16 protein-coding genes are annotated in these 17815 nt (G+C 59.4%); 5 read left to right on the forward strand and 11 right to left on the reverse strand.

Features of this window, described 5'->3' with window-relative positions:
- Positions 1–64: 64 nt before the first annotated feature.
- Positions 65–451 (reverse strand): COG4315 family predicted lipoprotein, encoded by a 387-nt coding sequence (locus tag ACYZTY_RS28150; RefSeq protein WP_461956346.1) that lies wholly within the window; start codon positions 449–451, stop codon positions 65–67.
- Positions 452–603: 152 nt separating this feature from the next.
- Here ACYZTY_RS28150 and phoB point away from each other — a divergent pair, with 152 nt between their 5' ends.
- From phoB to ACYZTY_RS28165, 3 genes are all read left to right on the forward strand, one after another.
- Positions 604–1293, forward strand: a complete 690-nt coding sequence (gene phoB / locus ACYZTY_RS28155; RefSeq protein WP_008150066.1) for a phosphate regulon transcriptional regulator PhoB — start codon at positions 604–606, stop codon at positions 1291–1293.
- Between the two features lie 81 nt (positions 1294–1374).
- Positions 1375–2661 carry a phosphate regulon sensor histidine kinase PhoR gene (phoR, locus tag ACYZTY_RS28160; protein WP_461959407.1) on the forward strand — a complete coding sequence of 429 codons (1287 nt, stop codon included), beginning with the start codon at positions 1375–1377 and terminating at the stop codon, positions 2659–2661.
- Positions 2662–2784: 123 nt separating this feature from the next.
- Positions 2785–4125 (forward strand): hemolysin family protein, encoded by a 1341-nt coding sequence (locus tag ACYZTY_RS28165; RefSeq protein WP_461956347.1) that lies wholly within the window; start codon positions 2785–2787, stop codon positions 4123–4125.
- 172 nt (positions 4126–4297) lie between these two features.
- Here ACYZTY_RS28165 and ACYZTY_RS28170 read toward each other — a convergent pair whose 3' ends face one another.
- The 8 genes from ACYZTY_RS28170 to ACYZTY_RS28205 all read right to left on the reverse strand — a co-directional run bounded on the left by ACYZTY_RS28170 (position 4298) and on the right by ACYZTY_RS28205 (position 15075).
- Positions 4298–5194 (reverse strand): peptidoglycan DD-metalloendopeptidase family protein, encoded by an 897-nt coding sequence (locus tag ACYZTY_RS28170; protein ID WP_461956348.1) that lies wholly within the window; start codon positions 5192–5194, stop codon positions 4298–4300.
- A gap of 224 nt (positions 5195–5418) precedes the next feature.
- Positions 5419–6324: a response regulator gene (locus tag ACYZTY_RS28175; RefSeq protein ID WP_461956349.1), complete on the reverse strand. Its 906-nt coding sequence runs from the start codon at positions 6322–6324 to the stop codon at positions 5419–5421.
- A 167-nt stretch (positions 6325–6491) separates the two neighbouring features.
- Complete coding sequence (gene phoU / locus ACYZTY_RS28180) at positions 6492–7253, reverse strand: phosphate signaling complex protein PhoU (RefSeq protein WP_461956350.1); 762 nt, start codon at positions 7251–7253, stop codon at positions 6492–6494.
- Between the two features lie 120 nt (positions 7254–7373).
- Positions 7374–8207 carry a phosphate ABC transporter ATP-binding protein PstB gene (gene pstB, locus ACYZTY_RS28185; RefSeq protein WP_461956351.1) on the reverse strand — a complete coding sequence of 278 codons (834 nt, stop codon included), beginning with the start codon at positions 8205–8207 and terminating at the stop codon, positions 7374–7376.
- Between the two features lie 157 nt (positions 8208–8364).
- Positions 8365–10035, reverse strand: a complete 1671-nt coding sequence (gene pstA / locus ACYZTY_RS28190) for a phosphate ABC transporter permease PstA (protein ID WP_461956352.1) — start codon at positions 10033–10035, stop codon at positions 8365–8367.
- A 15-nt stretch (positions 10036–10050) separates the two neighbouring features.
- Complete coding sequence (locus tag ACYZTY_RS28195; RefSeq protein WP_461956353.1) at positions 10051–12333, reverse strand: ABC transporter permease subunit; 2283 nt, start codon at positions 12331–12333, stop codon at positions 10051–10053.
- A 236-nt stretch (positions 12334–12569) separates the two neighbouring features.
- A complete protein-coding gene (locus ACYZTY_RS28200; RefSeq protein ID WP_461956354.1) occupies positions 12570–13571 on the reverse strand; it encodes a phosphate ABC transporter substrate-binding protein PstS family protein in 1002 nt (333 codons plus the stop codon).
- Positions 13572–13776: 205 nt separating this feature from the next.
- Positions 13777–15075: an MFS transporter gene (locus ACYZTY_RS28205; protein WP_461956355.1), complete on the reverse strand. Its 1299-nt coding sequence runs from the start codon at positions 15073–15075 to the stop codon at positions 13777–13779.
- A gap of 382 nt (positions 15076–15457) precedes the next feature.
- Here ACYZTY_RS28205 and ACYZTY_RS28210 point away from each other — a divergent pair, with 382 nt between their 5' ends.
- Both ACYZTY_RS28210 and ACYZTY_RS28215 read left to right on the forward strand, forming a co-directional pair.
- Entirely contained in the window at positions 15458–15862 is a 405-nt protein-coding gene (locus ACYZTY_RS28210; protein ID WP_007896491.1) for an acyl-CoA thioesterase, read from the forward strand.
- Positions 15863–15919: 57 nt separating this feature from the next.
- A complete protein-coding gene (locus ACYZTY_RS28215; RefSeq protein WP_461956356.1) occupies positions 15920–16819 on the forward strand; it encodes a D-hexose-6-phosphate mutarotase in 900 nt (299 codons plus the stop codon).
- A gap of 113 nt (positions 16820–16932) precedes the next feature.
- Here ACYZTY_RS28215 and ACYZTY_RS28220 read toward each other — a convergent pair whose 3' ends face one another.
- The gene (locus ACYZTY_RS28220; protein ID WP_461956357.1) at positions 16933–17469 is read right to left on the reverse strand and encodes a DUF3299 domain-containing protein; all 537 of its coding nucleotides are present in this window, start codon (positions 17467–17469) and stop codon (positions 16933–16935) included.
- Positions 17470–17556: 87 nt separating this feature from the next.
- A complete protein-coding gene (locus ACYZTY_RS28225; RefSeq protein WP_461956358.1) occupies positions 17557–17802 on the reverse strand; it encodes a GlsB/YeaQ/YmgE family stress response membrane protein in 246 nt (81 codons plus the stop codon).
- Positions 17803–17815: the final 13 nt, after the last annotated feature.

Consider the following 17815-nt stretch of genomic DNA (forward strand, 5'->3'; position numbering starts at 1 on the left):
GTCGGAGTGCCGCCCAGGCCAAGCCTCGCTCCTACAGAGAGCGAGGCTGCGGACACTGAGTTCGTTACATCTTCGGCCCTTGGAGGATGTGCCACTTGTCCATCTTCTTGTCGCCCGTCATGTCTCCTGGCTTCTTGTCTTGAACGAAGTAGTACAGCGGCTTGCCGTCGAATGCCCACTGCATCGTGCCGTCGTCACGCTTGATGATGGTCCACTTGCCTTCATCCTTGTCAGTCGCCTTGGCCATCAATGGCGGCCAGTTCTCTGCGCACTTGCCGGTACACGCCGACTTGCCGCCAGTGTCGTTGTCGAAGGTGTACAACGTCATGCCTTTGTGGTCGACCATCATGCCGTCTTTAACCATGCCCGGGTCTTCAGCGAAGGCCATTGTCGGCAGCGTCAGCGCAGCAGTGACCAGCAGAGCCTTCCAGGATTGAGCGATGTGCTTCATGGAAACCTTCCTTTTGTGGTTGTCAGGATTCGGACTTAGAGCTTAGTTCAGGATCATGACAATCGCCGGTCGACTAAAATACTGTCACACGACTGCAATAATTCCGTTATCTAATGCGGCGCAAGACAGTTAAATGACAAGAGGATTAAGGCATGGTTGGCAGGAGCATTCTGATCGTCGACGACGAAGCGCCCATTCGCGAAATGATCGCCGTTGCGTTGGAAATGGCCGGCTATGACTGCCTGGAGGCTGAGAACTCCCAACAGGCCCATGCCATCATCGTCGACCGCAAGCCGGACCTGATCCTGCTCGACTGGATGCTGCCCGGCACCTCCGGCATCGAGCTTGCCCGTCGTCTCAAGCGCGATGAGCTGACCGGGGACATCCCGATCATCATGCTCACCGCCAAGGGCGAAGAGGACAACAAGATCCAGGGCCTGGAAGTCGGCGCCGACGACTACATCACCAAGCCGTTTTCCCCTCGTGAGCTGGTGGCGCGCCTCAAAGCCGTACTGCGCCGTGCCGGCCCAACCGATGGCGAGACACCGATCGAAGTCGGCGGCCTGCTGCTCGACCCGATCAGCCACCGCGTGACCATCGACGGCAAACCGGCCGAGATGGGCCCGACCGAATACCGTCTGCTGCAATTTTTCATGACTCACCAGGAACGTGCCTACACTCGTGGCCAACTGCTGGATCAGGTCTGGGGCGGCAACGTGTATGTCGAGGAGCGCACCGTCGACGTGCACATCCGCCGTCTGCGCAAAGCCCTCGGTGACGCCTACGAAAATCTGGTACAAACCGTGCGCGGCACAGGTTATCGCTTTTCTACCAAAGCCTGACCAAGACCTTTCCCGCCCGACAAGCTGACAAGGACGCGTTTTCAATTGAACCAAAACTGGCATGGCACCCTGATTCGCCACATGCTGTTGCTGGTGACCGGCTGTTTGGTGATCGGCCTGATTACCGGCTACTACGGCTGGAGCCTCGCCGCGGGCCTGGGCCTTTACCTGGCCTGGACCCTCAAGCAATTGCTGCGTCTGCACGAATGGCTGCGGCTGCACAAACCCGACGAAGCCCCACCTGACGGCTATGGCCTGTGGGGTGAAGTGTTCGACAGCATCTACCACCTGCAACGCCGCGACCAACGTGTGCGTGGACGCCTGCAAGCGGTGATCGATCGGGTTCAGGAATCCACCGCCGCGCTGAAAGACGCCGTCATCATGCTCGACAGCGATGGCAACCTGGAATGGTGGAACCGCGCCGCCGAAACCCTGCTCGGCCTCAAGACACCGCAAGACAGCGGCCAGCCGGTCACCAACCTGGTACGGCATCCGCGCTTCAAGGAATATTTCGAGCAGAGCAGCTACGCCGAACCGCTGGAAATCCCTTCGCCGACCAATGATCGCGTACGCATTCAGCTGTACATCACCCGCTACGGCAACAACGAACATTTGATGCTGGTGCGCGATGTGACGCGCATTCATCAACTGGAACAGATGCGCAAAGATTTCATCGCCAACGTGTCCCACGAATTGCGCACACCGCTGACGGTGATCTGCGGCTACCTGGAAACCCTGCTCGACAACGTCGAGGAAGTGAACCCGCGCTGGACCCGTGCCTTGCAGCAAATGCAGCAGCAAGGTGGGCGCATGCAGACCTTGCTCAACGACTTGCTGCTGCTGGCCAAACTGGAAGCCACCGATTACCCGTCGGACAACCAGCCGGTGGTCATCGACGGCCTGCTGCAATCGATCACCAGCGATGCTCAGCAGTTGTCCGGCCAGAAAAACCAGCGCATCACCCTGGAAGCCGATCCGACGATTCTGCTCAAGGGCAGCGAAGCCGAGTTGCGCAGCGCGTTTTCCAATCTGGTGTTCAACGCGGTGAAATACACCCCGGCCGAAGGCAATATCCGCATTCGCTGGTGGGGCGATGAGCAAGGCGCACACCTGAGCGTGCAGGACTCCGGGATCGGCATCGACAGCAAACATCTGCCACGCCTGACCGAACGTTTCTACCGCGTCGACTCCAGCCGTAACTCCAACACCGGTGGCACTGGCCTCGGCCTGGCGATCGTCAAACACGTACTGCTACGGCACCGCGCGCGGATGGAAATCAGCAGTGTGCCGGGGCATGGCAGCACGTTTACCTGCCATTTTGCGCCGGCCCAAGTCACGAAAACCCGGGTCATCAGCACCGCCGACTGATACCGGCCAGCACTCGCCACTAGGCAATCACCAAGTCAGCCGCTACATTGGCTGACTTGTGCCTGCCCTTCAGGCACCGCATCGACCCTCTTTTCGAATACACGGAACCCGCAAAACTCCATCATGGACCCTTCCCCTGGCTTGACCCTCGCGACACTCTTCGCCGATTTCGGCATGATTCTTTTTGCTCTGATCCTGGTTTTGCTCAACGGCTTTTTCGTTGCGGCGGAATTCGCCATGGTCAAATTGCGCTCGACCCGGGTCGAGGCCATCGCTGAAAAAAACGGCTGGCGCGGACACATCCTGCGCACCGTTCACAGTCAGCTCGATGCGTACCTCTCGGCGTGCCAATTAGGTATCACCCTCGCTTCCCTGGGCCTTGGCTGGGTCGGTGAACCGGCGTTCGCGCACATCCTCGAGCCGCTGCTTGAAGCCGTCGGCGTGCAGTCGCCCGAAGTGATCAAAGGCGTGTCGTTCTTCGCCGCGTTCTTCGTCATCTCGTACCTGCACATCGTGGTCGGTGAACTGGCGCCGAAATCCTGGGCCATTCGCAAACCCGAGCTGCTGTCGCTCTGGACCGCGGTGCCGCTGTACCTGTTTTACTGGGCGATGTACCCGGCGATTTACCTGCTCAACGCCAGCGCCAACACGATCCTGCGGATCGCCGGCCAGGGTGAGCCCGGCCCGCATCACGAGCACCATTACAGCCGTGAAGAACTGAAACTGATCCTGCACTCCAGCCGTGGCCAGGACCCGAGCGACCAAGGCATGCGTGTATTGGCCTCGGCGGTGGAAATGGGTGAGCTGGAAGTGGTCGACTGGGCCAACTCCCGGGAAGACCTGGTGACGCTGGAGTTCAACGCGCCGCTCAAGGAAATCCTGGCGATGTTCCGTCGCCACAAGTTCAGCCGTTATCCGGTGTACGACAGCGAAAGCCAGGAGTTCGTCGGCCTGCTGCACATCAAGGACCTGCTGCTCGAATTGGCCGCCCTGGACCACATTCCCGAGTCGTTCAACCTCGCCGAGCTGACCCGGCCGCTGGAGCGTGTGTCGCGGCACATGCCGCTGTCGCAGCTGCTGGAGCAGTTCCGCAAGGGCGGCTCGCACTTCGCGCTGGTCGAAGAAGCCGATGGCAACATCATCGGCTACCTGACCATGGAAGACGTGCTTGAAGTGCTGGTGGGCGATATTCAGGACGAACACCGCAAGGCTGAGCGCGGCATCCTCGCTTACCAGCCGGGCAAACTGCTGGTTCGGGGCGACACGCCGCTGTTCAAGGTCGAGCGCCTGCTGGGCATCGATCTTGACCACATCGAAGCCGAAACCCTCGCCGGGCTGGTCTACGAAACCCTGAAACGGGTGCCGGAAGAGGAAGAGGTGCTGGAAGTCGAAGGCTTGCGGATCATCATCAAGAAGATGAAAGGGCCGAAGATCATTTTGGCCAAAGTGTTGATGCTGGATTAAGCGCGGTACCTGTGGCGAGGGAGCTTGCTCCCGCTGGGCTGCGAAGCGGCCCCAAAACCGACTACCCAGTTTATTCAGGCAGACTGCATAGGCTGGATTGCGCCTGCTGCGCCCGGGCGCGGATCGGCCGACGGGAGCAAGCTCCCTCGCCACAGTAATCGCGCTGATCCGCCTATTGCTTGCCCAACGCAAAGTTGGGCAACGCACCCACCGGTTGATTGAACTGATACGGAATCGACACCAGCCCCAACCCCGTATTGCGCTGCACCACGAAGTGCAAATGCGGCCCACTGCTGTTGCCGGTATTGCCCGACAGTGCCAGCGCACTCCCCACCGCTACTCGTTGCCCTTCGCGGACGCTGACTGAACCTTGCTTGAGGTGAAGGTATACGCCCATGGTTCCGTCATCGTGCAGCACCCGCACAAAGTTGCCGGATGGATCGTTGCCGCGCCCGGTCTGGGCATTTTCGGTTTTCACGACTACCCCGCCACGTGCCGCAATGATCGGCGTGCCTTCGGGCATGGCAATGTCCATGGCGTAACGGTTCTTGGCGCCGAAATGGCTGTATTGGCCGTTGGCGCCCTGACTCAACCGGAACGGCCCGCCACGCCAGGGCAGCGGATACCGATAGGCCATGGCGGCCCCTGAAGGGTCGCCAAGGGAATATTCGAACCTTGGGGTGTACGCCAGCGGTCTTCCGGCTTGCGTCGCCGTGAGCAGCGCCAGACGAATGTTGCTGCGGGCCGGCATCACCCGGCGGATCGGTCGGCTCGGCGCGCCGCTGACGTTGTTCAGCCCGGCAAAACTCAGCTCGATCTCGACCGGTGCATACAGGTCGTTGCGCACGTACACGTTGTCCACACCCTTCTGCTTCTTGATCTCCAGGTACACCTGGCGCTCAAGGTGCTCGACCATGCGATCACGGAAAACGAACACCTGGGAGCCTTTCGTGGGGCGGTCGCTGTAGGAGACCACGCCATTGGCGTCGGTGGACTTGTAGATAGTCATGGCCACAGCCGAGGTGGAGGCCATGAAAAGACCACAGAAAAACAGCAGGCGCGCGAGCATGGGCAAGTGTCTGTCGAGTAAGGCCTGGGGAGGAGCCTAGCAGCTGCAATGGACCAGGGTAGTCGGCAGATGTTTCAAAATGGGGTGTTCAGCAGATGTGTGGTGAATTTGAGGGCCCCTTCGCGGGCAAGCCTCGCTCCTCGGTTTTGGTAGTCATCATGAACGACACAAAAACCTGTAGGAGCGAGGCTTGCCCGCGAAGACGGACTGTCAGGCGACGAAGATCAAGCGCCTGGAACGAAATGCTTCTGCGCCGTACCACGAGCAATCAGGCGGGAGATGTAGTCGAGCTTCTGCGCATCCTGATCCACAAAGCGGAAGGTCAGTTGCAGCCAGTCGCTGTCGGGTTTCGGTTCAAACGCGACGATGGCGTGCAGGTAGCCATTGAGGCGGGCGACTTCGGCGTTGTCGCCCTGCTCCAGGTCAAGCACGGCGCTGTCGAGGACTTGCGGCAGCGTGTCGGTGCGCTTCACCACCAGCAGCGCTTCCTTGATGCTCAGGGCTTTGATCACGCATTGCTGAATGCCGCTTGGCAAACGCAACTGGCCTTGACCCCGACCGCTGGCTGAAGCGGAAGCAGCGACCGGTGCCTTGACCGGTGGGCTGTTGAGCAAACCGCGCGAAGGTGCAGCCGCCGGTGCCGGAGCGGCGACCACGGCAGCCTTGCCGCCGGTCAATGCGCTCAGGGAATCATTGCCGAAGGCCGAGTTCATTTTGGTCGGCGCGCCGTTCATCAAGGCGTCGAGCTTGCCGACCTTGTTCAGCGCTTGCTTGACCTTGGTCAGCAGTTGTTCGTTGGTGAACGGCTTGCTGACGTAGCCGGAAACGCCGGCCTGAATCGCCTGGACCACGTTCTCTTTATCGCCACGGCTGGTCACCATCACGAAGGGCATGGTCTTGAGGTTGTCTTGCTCGCGGCACCAGGTCAGCAATTCCAGGCCAGACATTTCCGGCATTTCCCAGTCGCACAGGACCAGGTCGAACGCTTCCTTGGCCAGCATGGCCTGAGCCTTTTTGCCGTTGATGGCGTCTTCTGTCCGGATACCCGGGAAGTAGTTACGCAGGCACTTCTTTACCAGGTCACGAATGAACGCCGCATCGTCCACCACCAACACACTGATCTTGCTCATCCATCACCCCTCGAAAAAATCCCGGCAAGCATACCGTTTTACTGATGGCACATTGCCAAAAACCTTCAGTCACGCCGGGACTTTTCGTTCGCGGGTGCTGCTTTTGAAGTCGAAAACCACACAAAAAAACGCCCGGCCAAAGGACCGGGCGTTTTTCTTGGGCAGTCTTACTTATCGTCAGCTTTGCCCGGAACATTAGCGGTTTCGGCACTTGTGCCTTCAACTTCTTCTTTCATGCGCTTGAGGCCCAGGTGACGCACGTCGGTACCGCGCACCAGGTAAATCACCAACTCTGCAATATTGCGCGCGTGGTCGCCGATGCGCTCCAGCGAACGCAGCACCCAGATGATGCTCAAGACCCGCGAGATAGAGCGCGGGTCTTCCATCATGTAGGTTGCAAGCTCGCGCAGCGCGGTCTTGTATTCACGGTCGATGATCTTGTCGTACTGGGCAACCGACAACGCCAGGTCGGCGTCGAAACGGGCAAAGGCGTCCAGCGAATCGCGAACCATGTTGCGCACCTGGTCGCCGATGTGGCGAACCTCGACATAACCGCGCGGGGCCTCGCCTTCTTCGCACAACTGAATGGCGCGACGGGCGATCTTGGTCGCTTCGTCACCGATGCGTTCCAGGTCGATCACCGATTTGGAGATGCTGATGATCAGACGCAAGTCAGACGCCGCCGGCTGACGACGAGCCAGAATGCGCAGGCATTCTTCGTCGATGTTGCGTTCCATCTGGTTGATCTGGTCGTCGATCTCGCGAACCTGCTGGGCCAGGCCGGAGTCGGCCTCGATCAGCGCGGTCACGGCGTCATTAACCTGCTTTTCCACCAGACCACCCATGGCCAGGAGGTGGCTGCGAACTTCCTCCAGCTCAGCGTTGAACTGCGCGGAAATGTGGTGGGTAAGGCCTTCTTTACTAATCATCAGTTTCGCTCCGCGAAAGTTGCAAGCTTCAAGCCGCAAGCTTCAAGCAGTTATGTATGAGTCCTGATATCGCACCGCTTCTTTCTTGCCGCTTGAAGCTTGCGGCGTGCAGCTGTACGGCTAGCCGTACCGCCCTGTGATGTAGTCTTCGGTCTGCTTCTTGGCCGGATTGGTGAACAGGGTGTCGGTGTCGCCGAATTCCACCAGTTTGCCCATGTACATGAACGCCGTGTAGTCGGAAACCCGCGCGGCCTGTTGCATGTTGTGGGTCACGATGACGATGGTGAATTTCGATTTCAATTCGTAGATCAGCTCTTCGACTTTCAACGTCGAGATCGGGTCGAGAGCCGAGCACGGTTCGTCGAGCAGCAGCACTTCCGGTTCCACGGCGATGGTGCGCGCGATCACCAGACGTTGCTGCTGACCACCGGACAGGCCGAGTGCCGATTCATGCAGACGGTCTTTGACCTCGTCCCACAGCGCCGCGCCTTTCAACGCCCACTCGACCGCTTCGTCGAGGATGCGTTTTTTGTTGATGCCCTGGATGCGCAGGCCGTACACCACGTTTTCGTAGATGGTTTTCGGGAACGGGTTCGGCTTCTGGAACACCATGCCGACGCGACGACGCAGTTCGGCCACGTCTTCGCCCTTGCGGTAGATGTTGTTGCCGTAGAGGTTGATTTCCCCTTCTACGCGGCAGCCATCGACCAGGTCGTTCATGCGGTTGAAGGTCCGCAGCAGGGTGGATTTGCCGCAGCCGGACGGGCCGATGAAGGCGGTCACTCGCTGTTTCGGGATGTTCAGGTTGACGTCGTACAGCGCTTGTTTGTCGCCATAGAACAGATTCAGGCCCGGTACTTCAATGGCCACGGTTTCCTGTTCAAGACTCAGGCTCTGCTTGTCGCGGCCCAGGGCAGACATGTTGATGCCGTGGGTATGTGCTTCGTGCTGCATGGGAGGCTCCCTGTGCTAACAAATTCGGTTCGGTTGGCCGCTGGCCTCACAAAATGGGCCAGCGGTGTTGCCGTTCTGTAGGAGCCAGGCTTGCCGGCGAAGGCGCCCTTGAAATCGCCTTCGCCGGCAAGCCTGGCTCCTACAGGGAGCGGCGGTATTAGCTATCCAGCGCTTTGTATTTTTCGCGCAGATGGTTACGGATATAAACGGCCGACAGGTTCAATGTCGCGATCACCAGCACCAGCAGCAGCGCCGTGGCGTACACCAGCGGCCGCGCAGCTTCGACGTTCGGGCTCTGGAAGCCGACGTCATAGATGTGGAAGCCCAGGTGCATGATCTTCTGGTCAAGGTGAAGGTACGGGTAGTTGCCATCCAGTGGCAGCGACGGCGCCAGTTTCACCACACCCACCAGCATCAGCGGCGCCACTTCACCGGCGGCGCGAGCCACGGCGAGGATCATGCCGGTCATCATGGCCGGGCTGGCCATCGGCAGCACGATCTTCCACAAGGTTTCAGCCTTGGTCGCACCGAGGGCCAACGAGCCTTCACGCACGGTGCGAGGAATCCGCGCCAGGCCTTCTTCGGTGGCCACAATCACCACTGGCACCGCCAGCAGCGCAAGGGTCAAGGACGCCCAGAGCAGGCCCGGCGTACCGAAGGTCGGTGCCGGCAACGCTTCAGGGAAGAACAACCGGTCCACCGAGCCGCCCAGCACATAGACGAAGAAGCCCAGACCGAACACGCCGTAAACGATGGCCGGAACGCCTGCCAGGTTGTTCACGGCGATGCGGATAATCCGGGTCAACGCGTTCTGTTTGGCATATTCGCGCAGGTAAACCGCTGCCAGCACGCCGAACGGCGTCACGACCATCGCCATGATCAGGGTCATCATCACAGTGCCGAAAATCGCCGGGAAGATCCCGCCTTCGGTGTTCGCTTCACGCGGGTCGTCGCTGAGGAATTCCCACATCTTGCTGAAGTAGAAACCGATCTTGGTGAAGGTGCCCATCGCGTTCGGCTGGTAGGCATGAACCACTTTGCCAATACCGATTTCGATCTCTTTGCCGTTCGCGTCACGAGCCGTCAGGCTGTCGCGGTTGAACTGGGCGTGCAGGTCGTTCAGGCGTGCTTCGATGTCCTGATAACGAGCGTTGAGTTCGGCGCGCTCGGATTCCATGTCCGCTTGTGCGGTGGCGTCGAGGGTGCCGGCCAGTTCCAGCTTGCGACCGTGCAGGCGGATGCGTTCGAGGCCGGCGTTGATCGCGCCGATGTCGACTTTTTCAAGGGTCTTGAGCTGTGCGGCGAGCTCGTTGACGCGGGCAACGCGAGCCTGCAACTCAGGCCAAGCGGCTTCGCCTTCAGCAATAACCTTGCCTTCCTGTTTGACGTTGACCAGGTAGCCGTAGAAATTGCCCCATTCGCGGCGCTCGATGGCCATCAGCTCCGGCGGCGTCTTCTGGTTGGTCAGCCACTCGCCGACGATCCAGGTGAAGTCGTTGCCGTTCAAGTCACGGTTGCCGACCTTGATCAGCTCCCGGGTCATGAACTCCGGGCCCACGTCGGGCACCGGCAGACCGGCACTTTTCAGACGCTCGCGCGGCACTTCTTCTTTCTGCACGATTTCGCCGATGACCAGGTGATTGGCCTGGCCCGGCACGTCGTAGCTGGCGTGAATCAAATCCGCCGGCCAGAAGTGACCCAGACCGCGCACGGCAATCACCGCCAGCAAGCCAATGGTCATGATGACCGCGATGGACACCGCGCCACCGCTGATCCAGACGCCTGGGGCGCCGCTCTTGAACCATCCATTCAGGGAGTTCTGTTTCACAGACTTCTACCTTTCTTAAAGCGACGAGTATTTCTTGCGCAGACGCTGACGAATCAGTTCCGCGAGGGTGTTCATGACGAAGGTGAACAACAGCAGCACCAGCGCCGAGAGGAATAGCACGCGGTAGTGGCTGCCGCCGACTTCCGATTCGGGCATTTCCACCGCGACGTTGGCGGCCAGCGTTCGCAGACCTTCGAACAGGTTCATTTCCATGACCGGGGTGTTACCGGTGGCCATCAGCACGATCATGGTTTCACCGACCGCACGGCCCATGCCGATCATCAGTGCCGAGAAGATGCCCGGGCTGGCGGTGAGGATCACCACCCGCGTCATCGTCTGCCACGGCGTGGCACCGAGGGCCAGGGAACCGAGAGTCAGGCCACGAGGCACACTGAACACGGCGTCTTCGGCGATGGAGTAGATGTTCGGGATCACCGCGAAACCCATGGCCAGACCGACCACCAGAGCGTTGCGCTGGTCGTAGGTGATGCCCAGGTCGTGGGAGATCCACATACGCATGTCGCCGCCGAAGAACCAGGTTTCCATGTACGGGCTCATGTACAGCGAGAGCCAGCCCACGAACAGGATCACCGGAATCAGAATCGCGCTTTCCCAGCCGTCCGGCACTTTCAGGCGGATCGACTCAGGCAGGCGACTGAAGACGAAACCGGCCACCAAAATGCCGATCGGCAGCAGCATCAACAGGCTGAAGATGCCCGGCAAATGTCCTTCCACATACGGCGCGAGGAACAGGCCGGCGAAGAAACCGAGGATCACCGTCGGCATCGCTTCCATCAGCTCGATCACCGGTTTGACCTTGCGGCGCAGGCTCGGGGCCATGAAGTACGCGGTGTAGATTGCAGCGGCAACGGCCAGTGGCGCGGCCAGCAGCATGGCGTAGAACGCGGCTTTCAGGGTGCCGAACGTCAGCGGCGACAGGCTCAGCTTGGGTTCGAAGTCGGTGTTGGCCGCGGTCGATTGCCAGACATATTTAGGCTCGTCGTAGTTTTCGTACCAGACCTTGCTCCACAACGCGCTCCACGACACTTCCGGGTGCGGGTTGTCGAGCAGCAGCGGTTGAATCTTGCCGCCCGCTTCGACGATCACGCGGTTGGCCCGTGGCGACAGGCCGAAGATGCCTTGGCCGTCGACCACCTGATCCACCAGCAAGGTACGGTGAGCGGTGCTGTGGAACACGCCGAGCTTGCCGGAAGCGTCGAGGGCAACGAAGCCTTTGCGACGTTCTTCGGCGGTGATTTCAACGATGGGCGTGGTGCCCATCTGGAAGGTGCGGATCTGCTTCAGACGCTGCTCGCCATCCGGGTCGCGGGCCATGAACCACTGGGCCAGGCCACCCTTGGAATCGCCGAGGATCAGCGAGATGCCGCCCACCAATTGAGTACTGGCAGTGATTTCGGCATCGCCGTTTTCAAGCAGTTTGTAGCGACCGTTGAGGCTCTTGTCGCGCAGGCTGAACACATCGACCTGAGCACGACCGTTGATCACGTACAGCCATTGCTGGCGCGGGTCGACGAAGATGTTCTTCACCGGCTCGTTCATCTGCGGCAGATCGATACGTTTCTGCTCGTTGGTGATTTCGCCGGTCATCATGTTTTCTTCGCTGGTCAGCGAAAGCACATTGAGTTGCGAACCGGTGGAACCGACCAGCATCAGGGTCGAATCAGTGGCGTTGAGGCTGACGTGTTCCAGCGCACCGCCCGCCTCGTTCAGCGCAATCGGTGTTGCGCCGTACGGGTATTCGACGGCTGGCGAGATGGTTTTCTTGCCGTCCGGGTAGCTGACTTTATACGTGTGACGGAACACCAGGGCCTGACCGTTGGACAAGCCGACCGCTACCAATGGGTGACCGGGCTGGTCTTCACCGATGGAAGTGACCGTAGTACCGGCCGGAATCGGCAGATCGACGCGCTTGAGTTCGGCGCCACTGTCGATGTCGAAGAACAGCGCCTGCCCTTTGTCGGAAACCCGCATGGCGACCTGGTTCTGCTCTTCCAGGGAAATCATCAGCGGCTTGCCGGCGTCTTGCATCCAGGCGGGCGTGATGGAGTCCTTGGCCGTCAGATCGGCACCCTGGAACAGGGGGAAGACGACGTAGGCGAGGAAGAAAAAGATCAGCGTGATCGCGGCGAGAACGGCCAGGCCGCCCACGAGGACGTACCAGCGGGTCAGGCGATCTTTGAGCGCGCGGATGCGGCGCTTGCGTTGCAGCTCAGGCGTATTGAAATCAATTCGCTTGGGAGGATTAGTAGTCATGGTGGAATTGGCCAGATCATTCATGCGCACACCCTAGCGATCCTGTATGACAGAAAGATGACAATGCAGTGACGCAACAAATCCGCCGCCAGCGGAACTGGCAGTGGATAGGAAATTTTGGGGGCCGGCGTACCGGCATTTGTAGGAGCTGAGCTTGCTGGCGAAGGCGTCATTACATTCAACAACAATGCTGACTGAACCACCGCTTTCGCGGGCAAGCCTCGCTCCTACAGGTCCGGGTTTACCCCGGACCTAGGGTTTTACTTTTTTGCGACGTCAGCGCCGCCTTCCGCGAGACCCAGGTCAGCCAGTGCTTTTGCAGCAACCTTGGCCGGCAGTGGGATGTAGCCGTCTTTCACTACAACTTCCTGGCCCTGTTTGGACAGAACCAGTTTCACGAACTCGGCTTCCAGCGGGGCCAGAGGCTTGTTCGGGGCTTTGTTGACGTAAACGTAGAGGAAGCGCGACAGCGGGTACTTGCCGTTCAGGGCGTTTTCTTCGGTGTCTTCGATGAACTCGGTGCTGCCTTTCTTGGCCAGAGCTACCGTTTTCACGCTAGCAGTTTTGTAGCCGATGCCCGAGTAACCAACGCCGTTCAGCGAGGAGCTGATCGACTGCACGACCGAAGCCGAACCTGGTTGTTCGTTGACGTTTGGCTTGTAGTCACCTTTGCACAGGGCTTCTTCTTTGAAGTAGCCGTAGGTGCCGGATACCGAGTTACGACCGAACAGCTGAACCGGCTTGTTGGCCAGGTCGCCGGTCACGCCCAGGTCGCCCCAGGTTTTCACGTCGGTTTTAGCGCCGCACAGACGAGTGGACGAGAAGATCGCGTCAACTTGTTCCATGGTCAGGTGCTGGATCGGGTTGTCTTTGTGTACGAAAACAGCCAGGGCGTCCACGGCAACCGGGATCGCGGTTGGCTTGTAACCGTATTTGGTTTCGAAGGCTTGCAGCTCGGTGTCCTTCATCTTGCGGCTCATCGGGCCCAGGTTAGCGGTACCTTCAGTGAGCGCAGGTGGCGCGGTAGACGAACCGGCAGCCTGAATCTGGATGTTTACGTTCGGGTATTCTTTTTTGTAGTTCTCAGCCCACAGGGTCATGAGGTTGGCCAGGGTATCGGAGCCGACGCTGGACAGGTTGCCCGACACACCAGTGATCTTGGTGTAGCTCGGGATAGCAGGGTCAACAGCGGCAACCGCGTTGGCAGTCGCAACGCCAGCAGCGACAAAAGTCATTGCCGCCATCAAACGCTTCAGTTTCATGCCTTACTCCTAGCAGATAGGGTGTGTTAGTCGGGGCCAAGTATCAGCAGGCCGTGTGAACACTCTATGGCTGAAATATGACAATTGGATGAAAGGCCAGCATTCGATCTTTTGCAGGATAATTCTCGCCATCGTTCTTCGCGGGCAAGCCTCGCTCCTACAGGATCTGTAGGAGCGAGGCTTGCCCGCGAAGGCGTCAGTTGGCTTAGCGACCTTTCTTCCAGAGGTACGCACCCACCAGAATCCCGACCCCACAAATAATCGCCACATAGTAGGCAGGCCCCATCGGGCTTTCCTTCAACAGCAGCGTCACCACCATCGGCGTCAGGCCGCCAAAAATCGCGTAAGCCAGGTTGTAGGAAAACGACAACCCGCTGAAGCGCACCACTGCCGGAAAGGCTTTGACCATCACGTAAGGCACTGCACCGATGGTGCCGACCAGGAAACCGGTCAAGGCGTACATCGGATACAGCCAGTCCGGGTGATTGAACAGGCTGTGATAGAAAGTCCATGAGCTGAACAACAGCGCAGCACTGCCAAACACGAACACTCGACCAGCACCGAATCGATCAGCCAATGCACCGGACGCCACGCACCCGAAGCTCAGGAACACAATCGCCAGGCTGTTGGCCTGCAACGCCGTGGTCGGCGAGAAGTGGTAAACGCTCTGCAGCACGGTCGGGGTCATCAAAATGACCACGATGATGCCGGCGGACAGCAGCCAGGTCAGCAGCATGGAGATCGCGATCGCGCCGCGATGATCACGCAAAACGGCGCGCAGCGGCACTTCTTCGGCCAGGGCTTTGCGCAGTTGCAGCTCGGCAAACACCGGGGTCTCGTGCAGCCAGCGGCGCAGGTAGACAGAGAACAACCCGAACACACCGCCCAGCAGGAACGGGATCCGCCAGGCGTAATCGGACACTTCCAGCGGGGTGTAAATGCTGTTGATCGCGGTGGCGACCAATGAACCCAGGAGGATGCCAGCCGTCAGACCGCTCGTCAGCGTCCCGCAGGCATAACCGATATGACGTTGAGGGACGTGTTCGGAAACGAATACCCACGCGCCCGGCACTTCACCGCCAATCGCCGCGCCTTGAATAACCCGCATCAGCAGCAACAGAATCGGCGCCCACATGCCAATCTGCGCATAGGTCGGCAGCAAGCCCATGATCAGAGTCGGTACCGCCATCATGAAAATGCTCAGGGTGAACATCTTTTTGCGGCCCAGCAGATCGCCGAAATGCGCCATGACAATGCCACCCAGCGGGCGGGCGAGGTAGCCGGCGGCAAAGATGCCGAACGTCTGCATCAGGCGTAGCCACTCGGGCATGTCCGCCGGGAAGAACAGTTTGCCCACCACCGTGGCGAAGAACACGAAGATGATGAAGTCGTAAAACTCCAACGCGCCGCCCAAGGCAGACAGCGATAATGTCTTGTAGTCGTTACGGGTCAACGGACGAGCGGGCTGGGTCGGCTGCGCGATGCTAGAGGGCGCTGTGGTCATGGCAAGGGCTTCTCTTATAGTCGGATCTGCAACCCCAACAACGCTGGCTGAGGCTTGGGCAGGTCCGGCACGATAGCAAATTGTTCGAAAAAGCACATAGAGGTGCGTATTTGACGGTCAAAATGAGAACCGGACGGTCGTCTCGGAGTCTACCGACCGATATACTCGCTGCGTTGCAGCATTTGTAAGGGGTTGCTGTGCGAAAACGCGCTGGCTGTCAGGCAAGGTCATTGCCTGGTTCAGTCGCTTTCGCAGAGTTTCCCTTTAGGCGCCTTACGAAAAACGTGACGAACGTAGTATGTTCGGGCTGAATCGTTTTTCCTTGAGACGGCTATTCACGTGAAGTACTTATGAAGAGTCACGGGTCAGAGGCACCCCCGGAATGATAGAGCTCGAACAAGAAGATCCAATCCCGCAAGGCGACCTGGCCCTGCAAATTACCGCGCTTCCGCGTGAAACCAACGGCTTCGGCGATATCTTCGGCGGCTGGCTGGTGGCACAGATGGATTTGGCCGGCACCGCAATGGCCAGCAAAGTCGCTGGCGGACGCGTGGCAACCGTTGCGATTGATCGCATGGCGTTTCTGGTTCCGGTAGCGGTGGGCGCTCAGCTCTCCTTCTATACACAGGCGCTGGAAATCGGCCGCAGCTCGATTCAGATGATGGTCGAAGTCTGGAGCGACGATCCGCTGTCCAGCGAGTGGCGTAAAGTGACTGAAGCCGTGTTTGTGTTTGTCGCGATCGATGGCAGCGGCCGTACTCGTTCGGTTCCGCCGCGCGCGCGTTAAACGCCGCGACCTTTCTGCGGTCCATTGCAGTCATTGTTCCTGATCGAGAGTTGCCCCATGAGCACGCCCAACGTTGAAGCCGTGAAACTGGATGAACTGAACTGCTGGCGCATCCGCCACGGTCAGGCCGAATTGCTGGTGGCCCAGCAAGGCGCGCACATCCTCAGTTATCAATTGGCCGGCCAACCGCCGCTGATCTGGCTCAACGACGAGGCTGTGTTCAAGACCGGCAAGAGCATCCGTGCCGGTGTGCCTGTGTGCTGGCCGTGGTTCGGCAATTTTCCGCGCAACCCGCAAAGCGTCCAGGCGATGCGCGTCAGCAACGAACCGCCAACCGCCCACGGTTTTGTCCGGGCGATGGATTGGGAACTGGGCGGTATCGAAACCGAGGGCGAGAGCCTGAAGGTGGAATTCATCCTGCCCTACCCTGAAGGCGGCTTCCCCGGCTGGCCGCACCAGGTGGATTTGAAGCTGAGTATTCGTTTGGATGAGCAACTGCACATCAGCCTGACCAGCCACAATCGCGGCACGGGCAAAGTCACCATCAGCCAGGCGCTGCACAGCTATTTCGCGGTCAGTGATGTGCGCAATGTGCATGTCGAAGGGCTGGATGGCTTGAGCTATATCGAAACCCTGGATGACTGGAAAACCAAGGCTCAGACCGGTGAGCTGCGTTTTACCGGCGAGACTGATCGCATCTACCTCAATACTCCGCAGACGCTGAGCATTGTCGACCCGGCCTGGGAACGACGCATCGAGCTGACCAGCAGTGGTTCGCGCACGGCGGTGATCTGGAATCCGTGGGTTGATCGTGCCGCGGCGTTCAGCGACATGGCTGACGATGGCTGGCAGAAGATGCTGTGCATCGAGACGGCGAATGTGATGGATGACGTGGTGACACTGCCGCCGGGTGCGAGCCATACCCTCGGTGTGAGCATTGCCAGCAAACCGCTGTAACACCGCAAAACCAATGTAGGAGTGAGCCTGCTCGCGATAGGGCCATAACATCCAACATCAATGTTGACTGTTAAACCGCTATCGCGAGCAGGCTCACTCCTACATTCGATCACCTACAGATCTGATTCTTTCACCACCCGCACCTTCGCTGCATCCAGCGCATACGCCGCATCTGCCAGGTCATTGTTGACCTTCTCGATCTTCAGCGTGCCCGTCACCCACAACGGCGTGTAGATATCATCCAGCTTCAAACCTTTCGGATAACGCACCAACACCAACTGATTAGGCGGCGGTGGCGGCACGTGGATACAGGCGCCCGGGTACGGCACGAGGAAGAACAGCGTGCTGCGCCCCTTGGCGTCGGACTCCAGCGGCACCGGATAACCACCGATGCGGATGTTCTTGTCGCTCATCGACGGCACGGTTTTGGTCGAATACATCACCGCCGGCAAGCCCTTGCTCTGCTTCATGCCACCTTTTTCGGTAAAGGTGCCATCGCCTTCAGGGGAGTTGTGGTCGATTTCGGGCATGGCCTCGAGGGCCTTCTGGTCCGACTTGGGCATCAGTTCGAGCCAGTCGGTTTCCGGCAGTTCGCCGGCATGGGCCAAACCACTGCCCAAAAGGAGGAGAGTCAACAAAAGACGGCGCATGGAGGTGCTCGGTAAGGAATGGACTGTGTAACGCCGAGCATTCTAGCCCTCCCCGCGTGCGCCGCAGAGAGGACTTTGTCGCTTGAATCAGTTCTTTCTGATCAAGCCGTAGACCACCAGCAACACCACCGCGCCAACCAGCGCACCGATGAAGCCTGCACCTTCGCCCGCGCGATAGATGCCCAGAGCCTGACCGCCGTAGGTGGCCGCCAGCGAACCGCCGATACCGAGCAGGATGGTCATGATCCAGCCCATGCTGTCATCGCCCGGTTTCAGGAACCGAGCCAGCAGGCCGACGATCAAGCCGATAAAGATGGTTCCGATAATTCCCATGGCATTTCCCTCT

The sequence above is a fragment of the Pseudomonas sp. LB1P83 genome, from assembly GCF_054897885.1.